Raw genomic sequence first — 13,220 nt, 5'->3', positions numbered from 1 at the left:
CATGACCCAACCAGCCGCCCTCGTGACCGGTGCCGGAGACCGCCTTGGCCGCGCCATGGCCGTCCGCTTGGGCGAGATGGGGCACCATGTGGCGGTACATTATGCAAGCTCCGCACAAGGCGCTGAGGAAACCGTCGCGTTGATTGAAGCTGCGGGCGGCAAAGCCGTCGCGCTGCAAGCGGATCTGTTGGACATGGATCAGGCGGAAAAATTGGTCGCCCGGGCCAGCGACGCGCTGGGCGGTCCACTGAATGTGCTGATCAACAATGCGTCGATCTTTGAACATGACACGATCGAAACCGCGACCCGCACCTCCTGGGACCGCGCCATCGGGTCAAACCTGCAGGCGCCGTTCATTCTGACGCAGGAATTTGCCAAACAGGCCCCACGCGCCGGGATGGACGAACGGGGCGAGCCGAAGGCGCAGTCCTGCGTGATCAACATGCTGGATCAACGGGTGCGCAAACTGACGCCGGAATTCATGAGCTATTCCATCGCCAAAATGGGGCTATGGGCATTTACGCAGACCGCGGCGCGCGGGCTGGCGCCGCATGTCAGGGTCAATGGAATCGGACCAGGCCCGACATTGATTGGCGGGCGGCAAAGCGAAGAACACTTCGCGGCGCAGCGCGCAGCCACTGTTTCCGGGCGGGGGTCCAACCCGGAGGATATCGTTGGCGCGATGCAGTATATTCTGGGCGCGCCTGCGCTGACGGGGCAGTTGCTATGTGTCGATGGCGGGCAGCATCTGGGGTGGAAGACCCCGGATGTTCAGGGGGTCGAATAGCCTCGTACCCGCCGATTTATTAGGTATTTTTCGGCATTGAGCGGTTGACTTGTCCACCCAACGCAAAACCGTCACGAATCTGTTACCAAAATCCTAATGTTATCAATGCCTTGTAAAAACGGAGAAAAATACTGTTTGAAAACAGATACTTAAGAAGTGCCTAAAAATTGGGCAAACAGATGCGCCTGTAGAAAAATAACGATAATTTCGGGGTTGGGAAAGTTTCCCCACAAGGTTATCCACAAGATGCGTGGACTTCTTTCTTCTTGAACGAACTTGCATCACATTGCAGCAAAGCAAGGGAATCATGCAGCCCAACATGAGTGACGTGACGGAAAGTGACCTCAGCCAGCCCGCCTCGGAATTGCGGGGGCATGACTGCGTCCAATCTTATCTCAAGACGCTGGACAATTCGCCCGGCGTGTACCGGATGCTTGATGAGCAGCAGCGGGTTCTCTACGTCGGCAAGGCGCGCAGTCTCAAGAAACGGGTGTCCAACTACGCCAAGCCGTCCGGGCACTCGCCACGCATCGCGACGATGATCTCGCGCACCGCGTCGATGATGTTTCTAACCACCAAAACAGAGACCGAGGCGCTGCTGCTGGAGCAGAACCTGATCAAGCAGCTGAAGCCCAAATACAATGTGCTGCTGCGCGACGACAAATCCTTCCCCAATATTCTGGTCGCCAAAAACCACGACTTCCCGCAGATCAAGAAGCATCGCGGCGCCAAGAAGGAGAAGGGCGACTATTATGGACCGTTCGCCTCTGCGGGCGCGGTCAACCGCACGCTCAACCAATTGCAGCGGGCCTTCCTGTTGCGCGACTGTACCGACAGCAATTTCGAAAGCCGCACACGACCCTGCCTGCAATACCAGATCAAAAGGTGTTCTGCGCCGTGCGTCGGCCATATCAGCCCCGAGGATTACGGCGCTTTGGTCAAGGACGCCGAACGTTTCTTGTCCGGCCGATCCACCAATGTGCAGGAGGTGCTGGCCAAAGAGATGCAGGACGCGTCCGAGAATATGGAATTTGAGCGCGCCGCTGCGTTGCGCGACCGTATCCGCGCGCTGACCCAGGTTCAGACAGCGCAGGGGATCAACCCCAAAGGCGTGGCTGAAGCCGACATTATCGCGCTGCACCTTGAGCACGGGCAAGCCTGCGTGCAGGTCTTCTTCATCCGCGCCAATCAGAACTGGGGCAACAAGGATTACTACCCAAAGCTGCCAAATGACGCGTCCCCCGCCGAGGTGATGGAGGCCTTCATGGGCCAGTTCTACGGTGACAAGGAGCCGCCCCGCCAGATCCTGCTAAGCCACGACATCCAGAACGATGACCTGATGGCGAATGCGCTCTCCGACAAGGCGGGCCGCAAGGTGGAATTGCTGGTCCCCCAACGCGGCGAGAAGATGGAATTGATTGCCGGGGCAACCCGTAACGCCCGCGAAAGCCTCGCCCGCAAGATGAGCGAAACCGCGACGCAAGGAAAGCTGCTAAAGGGCCTTGCCGACGCGTTTGATTTGCCCGCGCCGCCAACCCGGATCGAGGTTTACGACAACTCGCACATACAAGGCACCAACGCCGTCGGCGGGATGATCGTTGCAGGGCCGGACGGGTTCATGCGCAACCAGTACCGCAAGTTCAACATCCGCGGCGAAGAACTGGTTCCGGGGGATGATTTCGGCATGATGAAAGAGGTCCTGCAGCGCCGCTTCAAACGGCTGCTGAAAGAGGACCCCGACCGCAGCAAGGAAATGTGGCCCGACCTGTTGCTGATTGATGGTGGTGCGGGTCAGGTATCCGCGGTGCGCGAAATCATGCGCGAGATGGGGGTCGAAGACATCGCCATGGTCGGTGTGGCCAAAGGCGTTGACCGCGACGCCGGCAAAGAAGAATTCCACCGAACCGGCAAACGCCCATTCGCGCTACGCCACAACGATCCTGTTCTCTACTTTGTCCAGCGGCTGCGGGACGAGGCGCACCGGTTTGCCATCGGCACACACCGGGCGAAACGCGCCAAGAGCCAGATCAAAAGCCCGCTGGATGACATCGGCGGCATCGGCCCCAAACGCAAGAAGGCGTTGCTGCAGCATTTCGGGTCTGCCAAGGCGGTAGGGCGTGCGAACCTGTCCGACCTGACCGCCGTTGACGGCGTGTCCGAGGCCATGGCCCAATCCATCTACGACTATTTCCACGAAAAGGGGTAGGACGCCCCACCAAAGCGGGGCGTCCCGGCTCATCGCCTAGTGATGCGCATGGCCGCCAGCGTTCAGCAGCAAGGCCGGGGCCGGCCCGTCCAGATCATGCGGATCTTGCCCCTCGGCGGGGATTTCCACCCAGTCATTCGAGCCATCAGCGCATTCCTGCACAGTGGGGAAATGGATCGTCTGCCCGTCTTCAAAGGCGTCGGTGATGCGCCCCCGAAACACGAATTCGTCGTAGTGCTGGTCCTCAAGTGAGCCGGTCCAGATGATCTCCTTCACACCCTCGGATTTGGGGCCGTAATAGTCATAGGTTTTGGCGTAATCGCCACGTATTGTCGTCAGCTCCCACCCGGCCTTGGGCATAGGTTTCACCGAAATCACGCCCTCCGGGATCGTGATGCGCACCTTCAGGGTGGCTTGGCCGTTGCAACCATGGCCAATGCGCATGACCGCTTTGTAGGTGGAATTCAGCTCCGCTTGTTTGACCTCCAATGTGGCATGCGAAAAGGCGGGCAAAGTCGTCGAAAGGGCTGCCGCGGCAGCGAAAAGAATACGCTTCATGAAGAAAGCTCCTGTGTGGGTATGGCGTCACGATCTTGTGCGCCGAATGTTTGGTTTGAGATTTGTCTAGGGCTCAAACCGCAGGCGGAGCACGGATCGCGTCGGCCCTGTGGCGCAGGGATGCGAAAATGTAGGGCCTTGGATGGGTGACAAAGGGGGCGGATCTGGGGAAATCCAGCGTGATCACCGTGCAAGGCAGGTCCGGCGCCATTGCCGCGCCCAACAGGTTGCAGATTTCGCAGCCTGTCTTGCTGCGTTCCGTTGGGCCGTCGCCGCATATGTCGGCGATGCTGCCGCCCATCTGCAAAATCGCGGCCGCCTCCGGGTCAGTGAGTTCCAACGGCAGGCGATGCGCCGCGCTGCTGAGCACGGTGGCCACCAACAAGGCGGCGACCAGGGCCAGGTTGAGGATGGTTCTGATCCACAGACGCGTCATGCCACGATGGGTAGAAATTTGCCTGGGGCGCGGCAAGCGCAAACGGCCAATCAACCGGGGGAGCGACAACTTGTCCGCCATTTATCCGGCTTCCCCCCATGCCTCCATCGGGTTAAACATTTGTCATGAACTGGAACATTCCCAACATCCTGACCTTGCTGCGCCTGTTAGCAGCGCCCGGCGTGGCGATCATGTTTCTGTACTTTACCCGGCCTTGGGCTGACTGGTTCGCGTTGGTCCTCTTCGTGTTGGCTGCGCTGACGGATTATGTGGACGGCTACCTCGCGCGGGCTTGGAAACAAGAAAGCAAATTTGGCGCGATGCTAGACCCGATTGCGGATAAGGCGATGGTCATCATCGCCTTGCTGGTCATCACCGGGTTTTCGGGCATGAACCCGTGGATATTGCTGCCGGCCACTGTCATCATTTTCCGTGAGACATTCGTCTCCGGGCTGCGGGAGTTCTTGGGGGACACCGCGGGGTTGTTGAAGGTCACCAATCTGGCCAAATGGAAAACCACCGCGCAGATGGTTGCGATTGCGGTTTTGTTTGCCACCGGCCTCTTTGAGCACGAGTTTCTGGACCGCACCTCGGGCATGGATGACGCTACGCTGACGGCCATCATGACCGGTGCGGCGGACGACCCGCTGGGCCTGATTTGGTATTCCGAAGCGGCCAATCTGACCTTCCTGATTGGGACGATCCTTTTGACCATTGCTGCGGTGCTGACCTTGCTGACCGGCTTTGACTACCTGCGCAAGGCGATGCCGTTCCTTCGGGAGGACGGCAATGGTTGAGGTGCTCTACTTCGCTTGGGTTCGGGAACGCATCGGGCTTCCAAAGGAACGGCTCGACACCACTGCCGCCACAGTGATGGATCTGGTCGAAGAGCTGCGCGCCCGCGAAGAACGCTACGCGGTCGCCTTCTCCGATATTTCCGCCCTGAAGGTGGCGCTGGACCAAGAGCTGGCCGATTTCAACGCGCCGCTTGAAGGTGTTCGCGAGGTGGCGTTCTTTCCGCCCATGACGGGCGGGTAGGCCATGACGGTGCGCGTGCAATCCGACCCGTTCGATGCCGGCGCAGAGCTGAACGCGTTTTCCAAGACCAGCACCGATGTCGGCGCGGTGGTCAGTTTTACCGGGCTGGTGCGTGACGTCCCGGGCGGTCTGCAAACCATGGAGATCGAGCATTACCCCGCCATGACCCAATCCGCGATTGAACGCATCGTGGCCGAGGCTGAAAGCCGCTGGGCGCTCGCCGATAGTTTGGTCATTCATCGCCACGGAAAATTGCAGGCAGGGGACACGATCATGATGGTCGCCACGGCGTCCAAGCATCGCGCCGATGCCTTCGCGGCGGCGGACTTCCTGATGGACTACCTCAAGTCACGCGCCCCGTTCTGGAAGAAGGAAACCACCGGAGAGGGCGCGTCTTGGGTTGCGGGAAAGGACGAGGACGAGGATGCGTTGAAGCGCTGGTAACAGCCTAAGTCCGCAGGTTTTTGGCCTCCATCTCGTCTTTCAGCACCTTGTTCTCCCGCCATACCGTGTACAGCCCCGATGCCAGGATCAGGCCGATACCGAGCCATGCCATGACGTCAGGCCACTCGCCGAAGACCAGGATGCCCCACAAAACCCCCAGTGGCAGCGCAAGATATTCAAATGGGGCGACCAGTGCAGCCTCTCCCAGCCGGTAAGCCTGCGAAATGCAATAGCCGCCGACCGACGCGAAAACGCCCAGCACCAGCATCATGAGAATATGGGAAACCTCCGGCATCACCCAAGGCCGGACAAGGAAAACCAACGCTTCCGGGGTGTCGGTCTCAAATCTCCCGTCTCCCATCCACAACCCCAGCACGCCACTCATCCCCAGAAACATGACCTGGATATAGAAGGTCATCGACACTGCGTTTTCGGTGTCGCGCATGTAGCGGGTAAGGATGTGTAGCCCGGCGTAGCCGAAGGCCGCGGCGATGGGAAACAGTGACGCGACCTGAAACGCTGACGTGCCCGGGCGCAGCACGATCAACACGCCCAGCATCCCCAGCGCCACGGCGATCCAGCGGCGCGGCCCCACCGTTTCCCCCAGAAAGATGACCGAGAATATGGTGATGATGAACGGGCTGACGAAGAACAGGGCCACGGCGTCTGCCAAGGGCAATCCGGCCAGGCCCAAGAAGAACATCATGTTGGCGAAAAACACGCAGGCCGCGCGCGCCATGTGCACACCCAGCCGTTTGGTGCGCAGCAAGTGAAATCCGCCGGCCAAAGGGGCCATGACCAGCACGGTCAACACGAACCCCATGATCGAGCGGACCAACACAATCTGATGCAGCGCATAGCCGTCGCTGAATAACTTCATCAGCACATCGTTCATTGAAAACAAGGTGACCGCGATCAGCGCGGTCAGGGGGGCAAGGGTGGCGGCGCTTAGGCGAGGCATCGGGCTGGCTCGGATTGTTCGAATACCCAAGCAGTACGCCCGGGTTTGCGGGTTGGCCACGAAAAACTTGAACGGAAATGGCGGCGCGATACAGTCGGGAATGCCAAGGTCTCGGGGAAGGGATAAAAATGATTTGCGTGGTTTATTCCAGCGTCGCCAGCGATTTTGTCGATGAGGAGGACGTGCAAAAGATCCTCACCCGGGCCGAGGTCCACAACGCCAAAACCGGGATCACGGGTGCTTTGGTCTATGACGGGCGCAGATTCTGCCAGTTGCTGGAGGGGAACGATGATGCCGTCACAAGCATGTTTGACGACATCATGAAGGATGCGCGCCATGGCGACATCAAAGTGATGGCGCAGATGGAGGTCGCGGACCGAAGGTTTCCCAGTTGGGCCATGCTGCGGGTCGAGGAGCCCGAATTTCAGACCATGCTAGAGGGGTTGGCGATCAGGCCTGATTGACCCGCTCGATATAGCCGCGCAGCTCTTCTGCCTCGTGCCGCGCGTCGCGCAACCCGTCCATGGCGGCGCGCAGCTCCGCCTCGGTCTGGGACAATTGGTTGGTCAGTTCCGCCTCGCGCTGCTGCAGGTAGGTAATCGCCTGGTCGCGGGTTTCTTCCGCGTCATGCAGCGCTTTGGACATCTGGTCCAGCTCGGCCACATCCGCGGTAGACACGCGGCTGAACCGTTGGACCAGCCAGCAGGTGAAATAGCCGACCGTGAAGGCCACCAGCAAGATGATGGCAGTGGCGATAACAAACTCAGTTCTGTTCACTTGTGGCCTCTGTCTCTTCTGCGGGCGTGTCCTCGGCGGCGGTCTCTTCGTCAGCCTCGTCCGCTGCGTTGTCTGTGGCGGCAGCCCGCGCGTCTGTCAACAGCTTGAACTCAATCCGGCGGTTGGCTTCGCGCCCCGCTTCAGTGTCGTTGGAGGCGATTGGGATTGCCTCTCCATAGCCTTTGGCAGAAAAGTTGCCGGTGCGCACGCGGCGCGATTGCAAGGCAATCAAAACCGCGTCGGCGCGTTGCTGGCTGAGTTCCTCGTTCATGATCTCACGGCCCTGGCTGTCGGTATGGCCGCCGATCTCCATCTGGACGCGGTCACATTGCTTGGCGATCTCGGCAATGGCGTCAACCGTGGGTGACGCGCTGTCGGAGATATCTGCAGAGGAAGGATCAAAAGCAATCTTGCCAGCCGCCAGAATGGAATTGATCCGCTCCACGCATTCTTCGGGCGTCGGGATATCCAGCGTGCGGTCAAGCAGCTCGTCATAACGTATGCTGATCTCGAAGTTGGAGGCGTCCTGCAACTTTTCCGCCAGCAGCCGGGACACCAAATCCGAGGCGTTCTTTTTGCCGCTGACACCGCGGATCTCAAGAAAGTCCTCTTGTACCACAACCGCGCCGCTTTCCAAAATTGCGAGCGCCTCCAGCGCTGCCAGAACTCGCACGGGCCAGTTCGCCGGCAGGCTTGGGTCGTCACGGGTTGCAAGGTAGACGTTGTTGCTGCCAAATTGGGCCCGCGCGAAGGAATTCACGATCGTTTCCACCCCGTCATTGGGCAGTCGTCCGCGCAGCTGCAACGACCCTTCGGGGCTATGCGTTGCCACAAATTCCGGCGTGGTTTCGTCCACCACGACTTTTTCCGGCAGGACTGCGTGAAGGGAAAACACATCCGGCAGCGTGGCGTCCAGATCGCCCACGACACGGTCAAACGTCGCCTGTGACGTGCTGTCCAGCGCGACCAGCGAAATATCGGCATCCGAGAAGGTCAGCGACCCGCCGCCCATTTCCTTGAGGCCTTTCATCGCAATATCGACGGCCTTGGCCCAGTTGGGCGACGGCACGCCAAGCCCAATGGCGCAGGTTGGGCGCTCTGGCAAAGTGCCAACAGATGCGGCGGAGGTCAGGATTGCGTTGCGACTTTCGCGCGTATCGGCAGAGCAGGCGTCGAAGGACGCTTGGTCACCATCAAGCTGGAAGCGCAGGGTGAAAGGGCTGATCACTGGGCGAGGGGCGGTGATGTTCATCACCAGCTGCACGGATGATGGCGCTTTGCGGGCCAGATCCGCCTCGATACGGCGCTTGTCTTCGGGGCTGTTGCTGATTGCCGTGACCATGACCCGGTTGGCAGACACAGAAATTTTGGAGCGCGGCAGGTCGTCCAGCGCCTGCGTGGCAAAATCGATTGCCGCTTCCCAGCCGCGCGGGGTGGGGAACGCCGCAGTTTCCAACATGTCCGTCACCGATGTCATGCCCGGCAGGCCTTCGATGGTGCGGGTAAAGGCGTCGCGGCCCGCTTCGGCGGGGATCAACCCGATTAGGGACACGCCGTCACCGTTGCGCAACATCTCGACGGTGAAGGTTGGCGGGGTGATTTGCTCGGAGGCGCGCACCCCCATGTCGTCCACGATCCGGTCGGGGTCCACCACACGGCCAACCGCGCTGACGATGCGAAACCGTGTGGCCTCGTCCGGGGCGGTGCCGTTTAGCAGCACCTGCAAGCCGTCAACGTTGACCTCGGCCCATTCATGACCGCCATCAATCAATGTGGCGCGGACCACGTCCTCGGATCGCGACTCGATCCAACCAACAGCCAAATAGGCGCCGCCGATTGACATCAGGATACCCATAAGAAAGGCAGCTATGGTCTTGAGTTTCATGGTTTCCGAGTCATGTCTGTTGGCCCCCAAGACGTCCTAACGGCTGATCGCGGCGGTTTCAATCAAAGCAGCGCCGCTGCGGCAAGAAACACGGCGGGAATCAGCCCAGCGTCGCGGTTGGAGCGAAACAATTGCAGGCAATTGTCCGCGTCCTCGGTGTCCAGTTGGCGCAGCTGCCACAGCATATGCCAGCCGAACCCCCACGCGCCAGCAAGGGCCAGCACCAGCGCCAACACATTCGCTTGAGCAGGCACCATCGCGGCAATGACCGCTACGCCAAGCAGCAGGACGGCGGCAATCAGGAAGCCCCGCAGCCAAGGCTGCGTGTTCTCGCCAAACAGGCGCGCCGTGGACTTCACCCCGATCAACGCGTCGTCTTCCTTGTCCTGATGGGCGTAGATGGTGTCGTAAAACAGCGTCCAGCTGATCCCCGCCACGTACAAAATCACCGGCGGCCATCCCAAAGACCCGGTATGCGCGGTCCAGGCCAGCAACGCGCCCCAGTTGAAGGCTAGCCCCAAAAACACCTGCGGCCACCACGTGAACCGCTTGGCAAACGGGTAAACCGCGACCGGCAGCAGCGCCAATATGCCAAGTCCCACCGTGGCCCAGTTAAAGGTAAACAGGATGCAGGCGGCTATGCCCGTTTGGATGCCCAGCCAGACCAAGGCCTGTTTGGTGCTCACCTGCCCCGACGGAATAGGCCGCGACTTGGTGCGCGCCACCTGCGCGTCAAAATCCCGGTCGGTGATGTCGTTCCACGTACACCCCGCGCCACGCATCAGGAATGCGCCAAGCGCGCAGCCCAAAATGATCCACAGATCAAACAGTTTGAACGAAGTTGACGCCGCTGCCAGCAACACGCCCCACCAGCACGGCAGCAACAGCAACCACGTGCCAATCGGGCGATCCGCGCGGCTCAGCCGCAGATAGGGTCGGGTCCAGGCCGGGGCAAGCGTGTCCACCCAGTTTTCGGGAACTGCATCGGCAACCCGACCATCGACATCCGGGGCCTCTGGCGTTTCAGCAGTCTCGGTCATAGGTTGGCCTCATGGCGGATGCGAAGATCAGATTGTTTGTAGAACACCCATTGGCGACCGGCAATTCGGTTCCCGTCGATCGTGATCAAGCCAACTACCTGTTCAACGTCATGCGTTTGGGCGTCGGAGCCCATATTTTGCTGTTCAACGGCGTGGATGGAGAGTTCCTGGCCGAGGTCGCCGATGCGGGGAAACGTCGCGGCATTCTCGCCGTCAAAGACCAGACCAAGCCGCTGCAAATGCCCCCCGACCTCTGGCTGCTCTTTGCGCCCATCAAAAAGGCCCGCACCGACTTCATCGTCGAGAAAGCTGCCGAGATGGGGGCTGCCCGCATCCTGCCCGTCACCACCCGCTACACCAATTCCGACCGTGTGCGTCGCGACAAGCTGCAGGCCCACGCCATGGAAGCGGCCGAGCAATGCGGCGGCACTTATGTGCCGGAAGTGGCTGAAATCGCCAAGCTGGGCGCGGTGCTCGACACGTGGCCTGCCGACCGCCAAATGATGTTCTGCGACGAGGCCCGCGTGGGTGCGGCTGAGACCCTCGCCACTGCCACCAAAGGGAAATGGGCCATCCTAATTGGCCCCGAAGGCGGCTTTTCCGACGAAGAACGCGAGCGCCTGCACGCCATGCCCCAAACGACTCCCATCAGCCTCGGCCCCCGCATCCTGCGCGCCGACACCGCTGCGGTCGCCGCGCTCACCGTCTGGCAACAAGCGTTAGGGGATTGGCAATGATCCGCCCCGAAGCCGCCGCGTTCTTCAAGAAATACTCCGAAATATTCGCGGGCCTCATCATCGCGCTTATCGGACTGTGGCTGGCCACCCGCATCGGCTGGTTCTGGACCGCCATCGGCGTGATCATCGCTTTTATGGGGCTGGGCCTCGCCTTCACCGCCTTCCGCCGCCTGATCTTCAAAACAGACCAGATCGGCCCCGGCGTGGTGGAGGTGGACGAGCGCCAAATCTCCTACTTCTCCGCCTATGAGGGCGGCTCAGTGTCAATCGAGTCCCTCGCACGCATCACCGCCATAACCACTGACGAAGGCCCATGGTCAGATGACCTGCACTGGGTGCTTGAAGAGGATGGCGGCGCCACGCTGACCATCCCCAATTCCGCCGCCGGGGCGGAGCAGCTTTTCGACGCCTTCGCCGCCCTCGATGGTGTGGACTATTCCATGGCCACCAAGGCAATGGGCACCACCAACCATGACAGATTCGTGATCTGGTCCAAACCCCGCGCAGCGCTGCATTGACTTCACCGCGCGGGTCTTTCATCCCTAGCGCTCGAAACATTTGATCGGAGCCCGAATATGTCCATCCCTCAATCCGGCGGCGGCCCGATCACAGACCATTCCCAACTGGCGGGCTATCTGGCGGACGGCTGCAAGCCCAAGGAAGACTGGCGCATCGGCACGGAGCACGAGAAATTCGGCTTCTGTCAGGATAGCCTGCTGCCGCTGCCCTATGACGGCGAACGGTCAATCAAGGCCATCCTCGAAGGACTGCGCGACGAATTTGGCTGGCAGCCCGTCAACGAAGGCGACAAGATCGTGGGCCTCGTCAAAGACGGGGCAAACGTGTCGCTCGAACCTGGCGGGCAGCTGGAACTGTCCGGCGCGCCGCTGGAAACCATCCACGAGACCTGCGACGAGGTGAACACTCACCTGGTCGAGGTGCAAACCGTGGCCGACCGCATCGGCGCGAAATTCATTGGTCTGGGTGCGGCCCCTGAATGGACCCATGAGCAAATGCCGCTGATGCCCAAAGGCCGCTACAAGCTGATGGACGCCTATATGGGCACCGTCGGCACGCATGGCACGCAGATGATGCGGCGGACTTGTACGGTGCAGGTGAACCTCGACTTCAGTTCCGAGGCCGACATGGTCAAAAAGATGCGCGTCGCCGTGGCCCTGCAGCCCGTTGCGACCGCGCTTTTCGCTAACTCGCCCTTCTTTGAAGGCAAGGTGAATGGCCACAAGTCATGGCGCTCCCGCGTCTGGCGCGGCTTGGATGATGCGCGCACCGGCATGATCCCGTTCATCTTTGACGAAGGCTTCGGGTTCGAGGCGTGGACCCAATGGGTGCTGGATGTGCCAATGTATTTTGTCTACCGCGACGGCAAATATATCGACGCGTTGGGCCAGTCCTTCCGCGACTTCCTCAAAGGGGAGCTGCCCGCGCTGCCTGGCGAGACGCCGACCTTGTCGGATTGGGCCGATCACCTGACCACCGTCTTCCCCGAGGCGCGGGTCAAGAAATTCATCGAAATGCGCGGGGCCGATGGTGGCCCGTGGCGCAGGCTCTGCGCGCTGCCTGCATTCTGGGTCGGGCTGACCTATGACCAAACCGCGCTCGACGCCGCTTGGGACCTCGTCAAAGGCTGGGACGCCGAGACGCGTCAGGCCCTGTTGGTCGCGTCATCCGAGCAAGGCCTGCAAGCCGAAGTGAACGGCATAAAAATGCACCACCTCGCGAGCGAGGTGGTCGACATCGCCGAGGCCGGCCTCAAAAACCGCGCCAGGCCCGGTGCAGGCGGACTGGTCCCGGACGAAACGCATTTCCTGAACGCCCTGAAAGACAGTATCGCATCAGGCGAAACCCCAGCTGACGAGCTATTGCGCCGCTACAACACGGATTGGGATGGCGACATCTCCAATATCTACGACGCCTACAAATACTAGGCTGGGCGCAGGTCCTGCGGCGGGTGGGTGTACGGGTCTGCGTGCGCGTCAAAGCGGGTGGGGCCGCTCACCCCGCGCTGCATCAGAAAGAAGATCACCACAAATGCCATGAAAGGCAGGATCGTCGAGGCGATCCACCAGCCGGTGCGGTTGGTGTCGTGCAGCCGCCGTGCCGCTGCGGTCAGGTTGCCAAGGGTCACAGCGGCAATGCCGATGACCGAAAACACAATGCTGGCCGTACCTGACGCCTGCATGGCCAATTGCAAACAGATCAGCAGGATCACAAGATTTGCGGCATAGATCGTCCAAAATTCGGCGCGGCAGGCGCGCCCGCTCGGCATGAATAGTTTGGAATAGGCGGTCGATAGATGGGACAACATGTCCATGGATAACTCCGTAACTGGT

16 protein-coding genes are annotated in these 13,220 nt (G+C 60.6%); 9 read left to right on the top strand and 7 right to left on the bottom strand.

Annotation, left to right across the window (positions count from 1 at the left end):
* The first annotated feature begins 1 nt into the window (after position 1).
* Together Q0899_RS11775 and uvrC are read left to right on the top strand one after the other, a co-directional pair.
* The gene (locus tag Q0899_RS11775) at positions 2–787 is read left to right on the top strand and encodes an SDR family oxidoreductase (protein ID WP_299193004.1); all 786 of its coding nucleotides are present in this window, start codon (positions 2–4) and stop codon (positions 785–787) included.
* Positions 788–1,106: 319 nt separating this feature from the next.
* Positions 1,107–2,993, top strand: a complete 1,887-nt coding sequence (uvrC, locus tag Q0899_RS11770; RefSeq protein ID WP_299193002.1) for an excinuclease ABC subunit UvrC — start codon at positions 1,107–1,109, stop codon at positions 2,991–2,993.
* Positions 2,994–3,029: 36 nt separating this feature from the next.
* On the opposite strand, the gene Q0899_RS11765 is transcribed toward uvrC, so the two are convergent.
* Positions 3,030–3,551, bottom strand: coding sequence for a DUF1775 domain-containing protein (locus tag Q0899_RS11765; RefSeq protein ID WP_298294111.1), 522 nt, complete (start codon positions 3,549–3,551; stop codon positions 3,030–3,032).
* A 73-nt stretch (positions 3,552–3,624) separates the two neighbouring features.
* Positions 3,625–4,068, bottom strand: a complete 444-nt coding sequence (locus Q0899_RS11760; RefSeq protein ID WP_299193000.1) for a hypothetical protein — start codon at positions 4,066–4,068, stop codon at positions 3,625–3,627.
* A 44-nt stretch (positions 4,069–4,112) separates the two neighbouring features.
* Here Q0899_RS11760 and pgsA point away from each other — a divergent pair, with 44 nt between their 5' ends.
* From pgsA to Q0899_RS11745, 3 genes are read left to right on the top strand one after another with little or no spacing between them, the layout of a single operon-like run.
* Complete coding sequence (pgsA, locus tag Q0899_RS11755) at positions 4,113–4,784, top strand: CDP-diacylglycerol--glycerol-3-phosphate 3-phosphatidyltransferase (protein WP_298294105.1); 672 nt, start codon at positions 4,113–4,115, stop codon at positions 4,782–4,784.
* Positions 4,777–5,025 (top strand): molybdopterin converting factor subunit 1, encoded by a 249-nt coding sequence (gene moaD, locus Q0899_RS11750; RefSeq protein ID WP_299192997.1) that lies wholly within the window; start codon positions 4,777–4,779, stop codon positions 5,023–5,025. Before pgsA ends, moaD begins: the two co-directional genes overlap by 8 nt.
* Before the next feature lie 3 nt (positions 5,026–5,028).
* Complete coding sequence (locus Q0899_RS11745; protein ID WP_299192995.1) at positions 5,029–5,469, top strand: molybdenum cofactor biosynthesis protein MoaE; 441 nt, start codon at positions 5,029–5,031, stop codon at positions 5,467–5,469.
* 4 nt (positions 5,470–5,473) lie between these two features.
* On the opposite strand, the gene Q0899_RS11740 is transcribed toward Q0899_RS11745, so the two are convergent.
* A complete protein-coding gene (locus Q0899_RS11740; protein WP_299192993.1) occupies positions 5,474–6,430 on the bottom strand; it encodes a DMT family transporter in 957 nt (318 codons plus the stop codon).
* 128 nt (positions 6,431–6,558) lie between these two features.
* Between Q0899_RS11740 and Q0899_RS11735 the strand changes: the two genes are divergently transcribed.
* Positions 6,559–6,894, top strand: a complete 336-nt coding sequence (locus tag Q0899_RS11735) for a BLUF domain-containing protein (RefSeq protein WP_298362231.1) — start codon at positions 6,559–6,561, stop codon at positions 6,892–6,894.
* Here the strand turns inward: Q0899_RS11735 and Q0899_RS11730 are convergent.
* The 3 genes from Q0899_RS11730 to ubiA all read right to left on the bottom strand — a co-directional run bounded on the left by Q0899_RS11730 (position 6,881) and on the right by ubiA (position 10,132).
* Positions 6,881–7,207: a hypothetical protein gene (locus tag Q0899_RS11730; protein ID WP_298294090.1), complete on the bottom strand. Its 327-nt coding sequence runs from the start codon at positions 7,205–7,207 to the stop codon at positions 6,881–6,883. The two genes, Q0899_RS11735 and Q0899_RS11730, sit on opposite strands and share 14 nt — an antisense overlap.
* The gene (locus tag Q0899_RS11725) at positions 7,194–9,092 is read right to left on the bottom strand and encodes an OmpA family protein (protein WP_299192990.1); all 1,899 of its coding nucleotides are present in this window, start codon (positions 9,090–9,092) and stop codon (positions 7,194–7,196) included. Before Q0899_RS11725 ends, Q0899_RS11730 begins: the two co-directional genes overlap by 14 nt.
* Before the next feature lie 62 nt (positions 9,093–9,154).
* Positions 9,155–10,132, bottom strand: a complete 978-nt coding sequence (gene ubiA, locus Q0899_RS11720) for a 4-hydroxybenzoate octaprenyltransferase (protein ID WP_299192988.1) — start codon at positions 10,130–10,132, stop codon at positions 9,155–9,157.
* A gap of 11 nt (positions 10,133–10,143) precedes the next feature.
* Here ubiA and Q0899_RS11715 point away from each other — a divergent pair, with 11 nt between their 5' ends.
* The 3 genes from Q0899_RS11715 to Q0899_RS11705 are packed head-to-tail and all read left to right on the top strand — an operon-like array spanning position 10,144 to position 12,815.
* On the top strand, positions 10,144–10,869 hold the full coding sequence (locus Q0899_RS11715; RefSeq protein WP_298294081.1) for a 16S rRNA (uracil(1498)-N(3))-methyltransferase: 726 nt from the start codon (positions 10,144–10,146) through the stop codon (positions 10,867–10,869).
* Positions 10,866–11,387 carry a hypothetical protein gene (locus tag Q0899_RS11710; protein ID WP_299192985.1) on the top strand — a complete coding sequence of 174 codons (522 nt, stop codon included), beginning with the start codon at positions 10,866–10,868 and terminating at the stop codon, positions 11,385–11,387. The genes Q0899_RS11715 and Q0899_RS11710 overlap by 4 nt, the downstream gene beginning before the upstream one ends.
* Before the next feature lie 57 nt (positions 11,388–11,444).
* Complete coding sequence (locus Q0899_RS11705) at positions 11,445–12,815, top strand: glutamate--cysteine ligase (RefSeq protein ID WP_298362217.1); 1,371 nt, start codon at positions 11,445–11,447, stop codon at positions 12,813–12,815.
* On the opposite strand, the gene Q0899_RS11700 is transcribed toward Q0899_RS11705, so the two are convergent.
* The gene (locus tag Q0899_RS11700) at positions 12,812–13,201 is read right to left on the bottom strand and encodes a DUF805 domain-containing protein (RefSeq protein ID WP_298362212.1); all 390 of its coding nucleotides are present in this window, start codon (positions 13,199–13,201) and stop codon (positions 12,812–12,814) included. The genes Q0899_RS11705 and Q0899_RS11700 overlap by 4 nt on opposite strands.
* Between the last annotated feature and the right edge of the window lie 19 nt (positions 13,202–13,220).

This window comes from uncultured Litoreibacter sp., from assembly GCF_947501785.1.
Classification (GTDB): domain Bacteria; phylum Pseudomonadota; class Alphaproteobacteria; order Rhodobacterales; family Rhodobacteraceae; genus Litoreibacter.
This window is presented reverse-complemented; position numbering and strand designations above follow the sequence as displayed.

Excerpts from the sequence above, each read along its gene's own strand:
- Q0899_RS11775 (WP_299193004.1), top strand. The coding sequence starts at position 2 with ATGACCCAACCAGCCGCCCTCGTGACCGGTGCCGGAGACCGCCTTGGC.
- uvrC (WP_299193002.1), top strand. The coding sequence starts at position 1,107 with ATGAGTGACGTGACGGAAAGTGACCTCAGCCAGCCCGCCTCGGAATTG.
- Q0899_RS11765 (WP_298294111.1), bottom strand. The coding sequence starts at position 3,551 with ATGAAGCGTATTCTTTTCGCTGCCGCGGCAGCCCTTTCGACGACTTTG.
- Q0899_RS11760 (WP_299193000.1), bottom strand. The coding sequence starts at position 4,068 with ATGGCGGACAAGTTGTCGCTCCCCCGGTTGATTGGCCGTTTGCGCTTG.
- pgsA (WP_298294105.1), top strand. The coding sequence starts at position 4,113 with ATGAACTGGAACATTCCCAACATCCTGACCTTGCTGCGCCTGTTAGCA.
- moaD (WP_299192997.1), top strand. The coding sequence starts at position 4,777 with ATGGTTGAGGTGCTCTACTTCGCTTGGGTTCGGGAACGCATCGGGCTT.
- Q0899_RS11745 (WP_299192995.1), top strand. The coding sequence starts at position 5,029 with ATGACGGTGCGCGTGCAATCCGACCCGTTCGATGCCGGCGCAGAGCTG.
- Q0899_RS11740 (WP_299192993.1), bottom strand. The coding sequence starts at position 6,430 with ATGCCTCGCCTAAGCGCCGCCACCCTTGCCCCCCTGACCGCGCTGATC.
- Q0899_RS11735 (WP_298362231.1), top strand. The coding sequence starts at position 6,559 with ATGATTTGCGTGGTTTATTCCAGCGTCGCCAGCGATTTTGTCGATGAG.
- Q0899_RS11725 (WP_299192990.1), bottom strand. The coding sequence starts at position 9,092 with ATGAAACTCAAGACCATAGCTGCCTTTCTTATGGGTATCCTGATGTCA.
- ubiA (WP_299192988.1), bottom strand. The coding sequence starts at position 10,132 with ATGACCGAGACTGCTGAAACGCCAGAGGCCCCGGATGTCGATGGTCGG.
- Q0899_RS11715 (WP_298294081.1), top strand. The coding sequence starts at position 10,144 with ATGGCGGATGCGAAGATCAGATTGTTTGTAGAACACCCATTGGCGACC.
- Q0899_RS11710 (WP_299192985.1), top strand. The coding sequence starts at position 10,866 with ATGATCCGCCCCGAAGCCGCCGCGTTCTTCAAGAAATACTCCGAAATA.
- Q0899_RS11705 (WP_298362217.1), top strand. The coding sequence starts at position 11,445 with ATGTCCATCCCTCAATCCGGCGGCGGCCCGATCACAGACCATTCCCAA.
- Q0899_RS11700 (WP_298362212.1), bottom strand. The coding sequence starts at position 13,201 with ATGGACATGTTGTCCCATCTATCGACCGCCTATTCCAAACTATTCATG.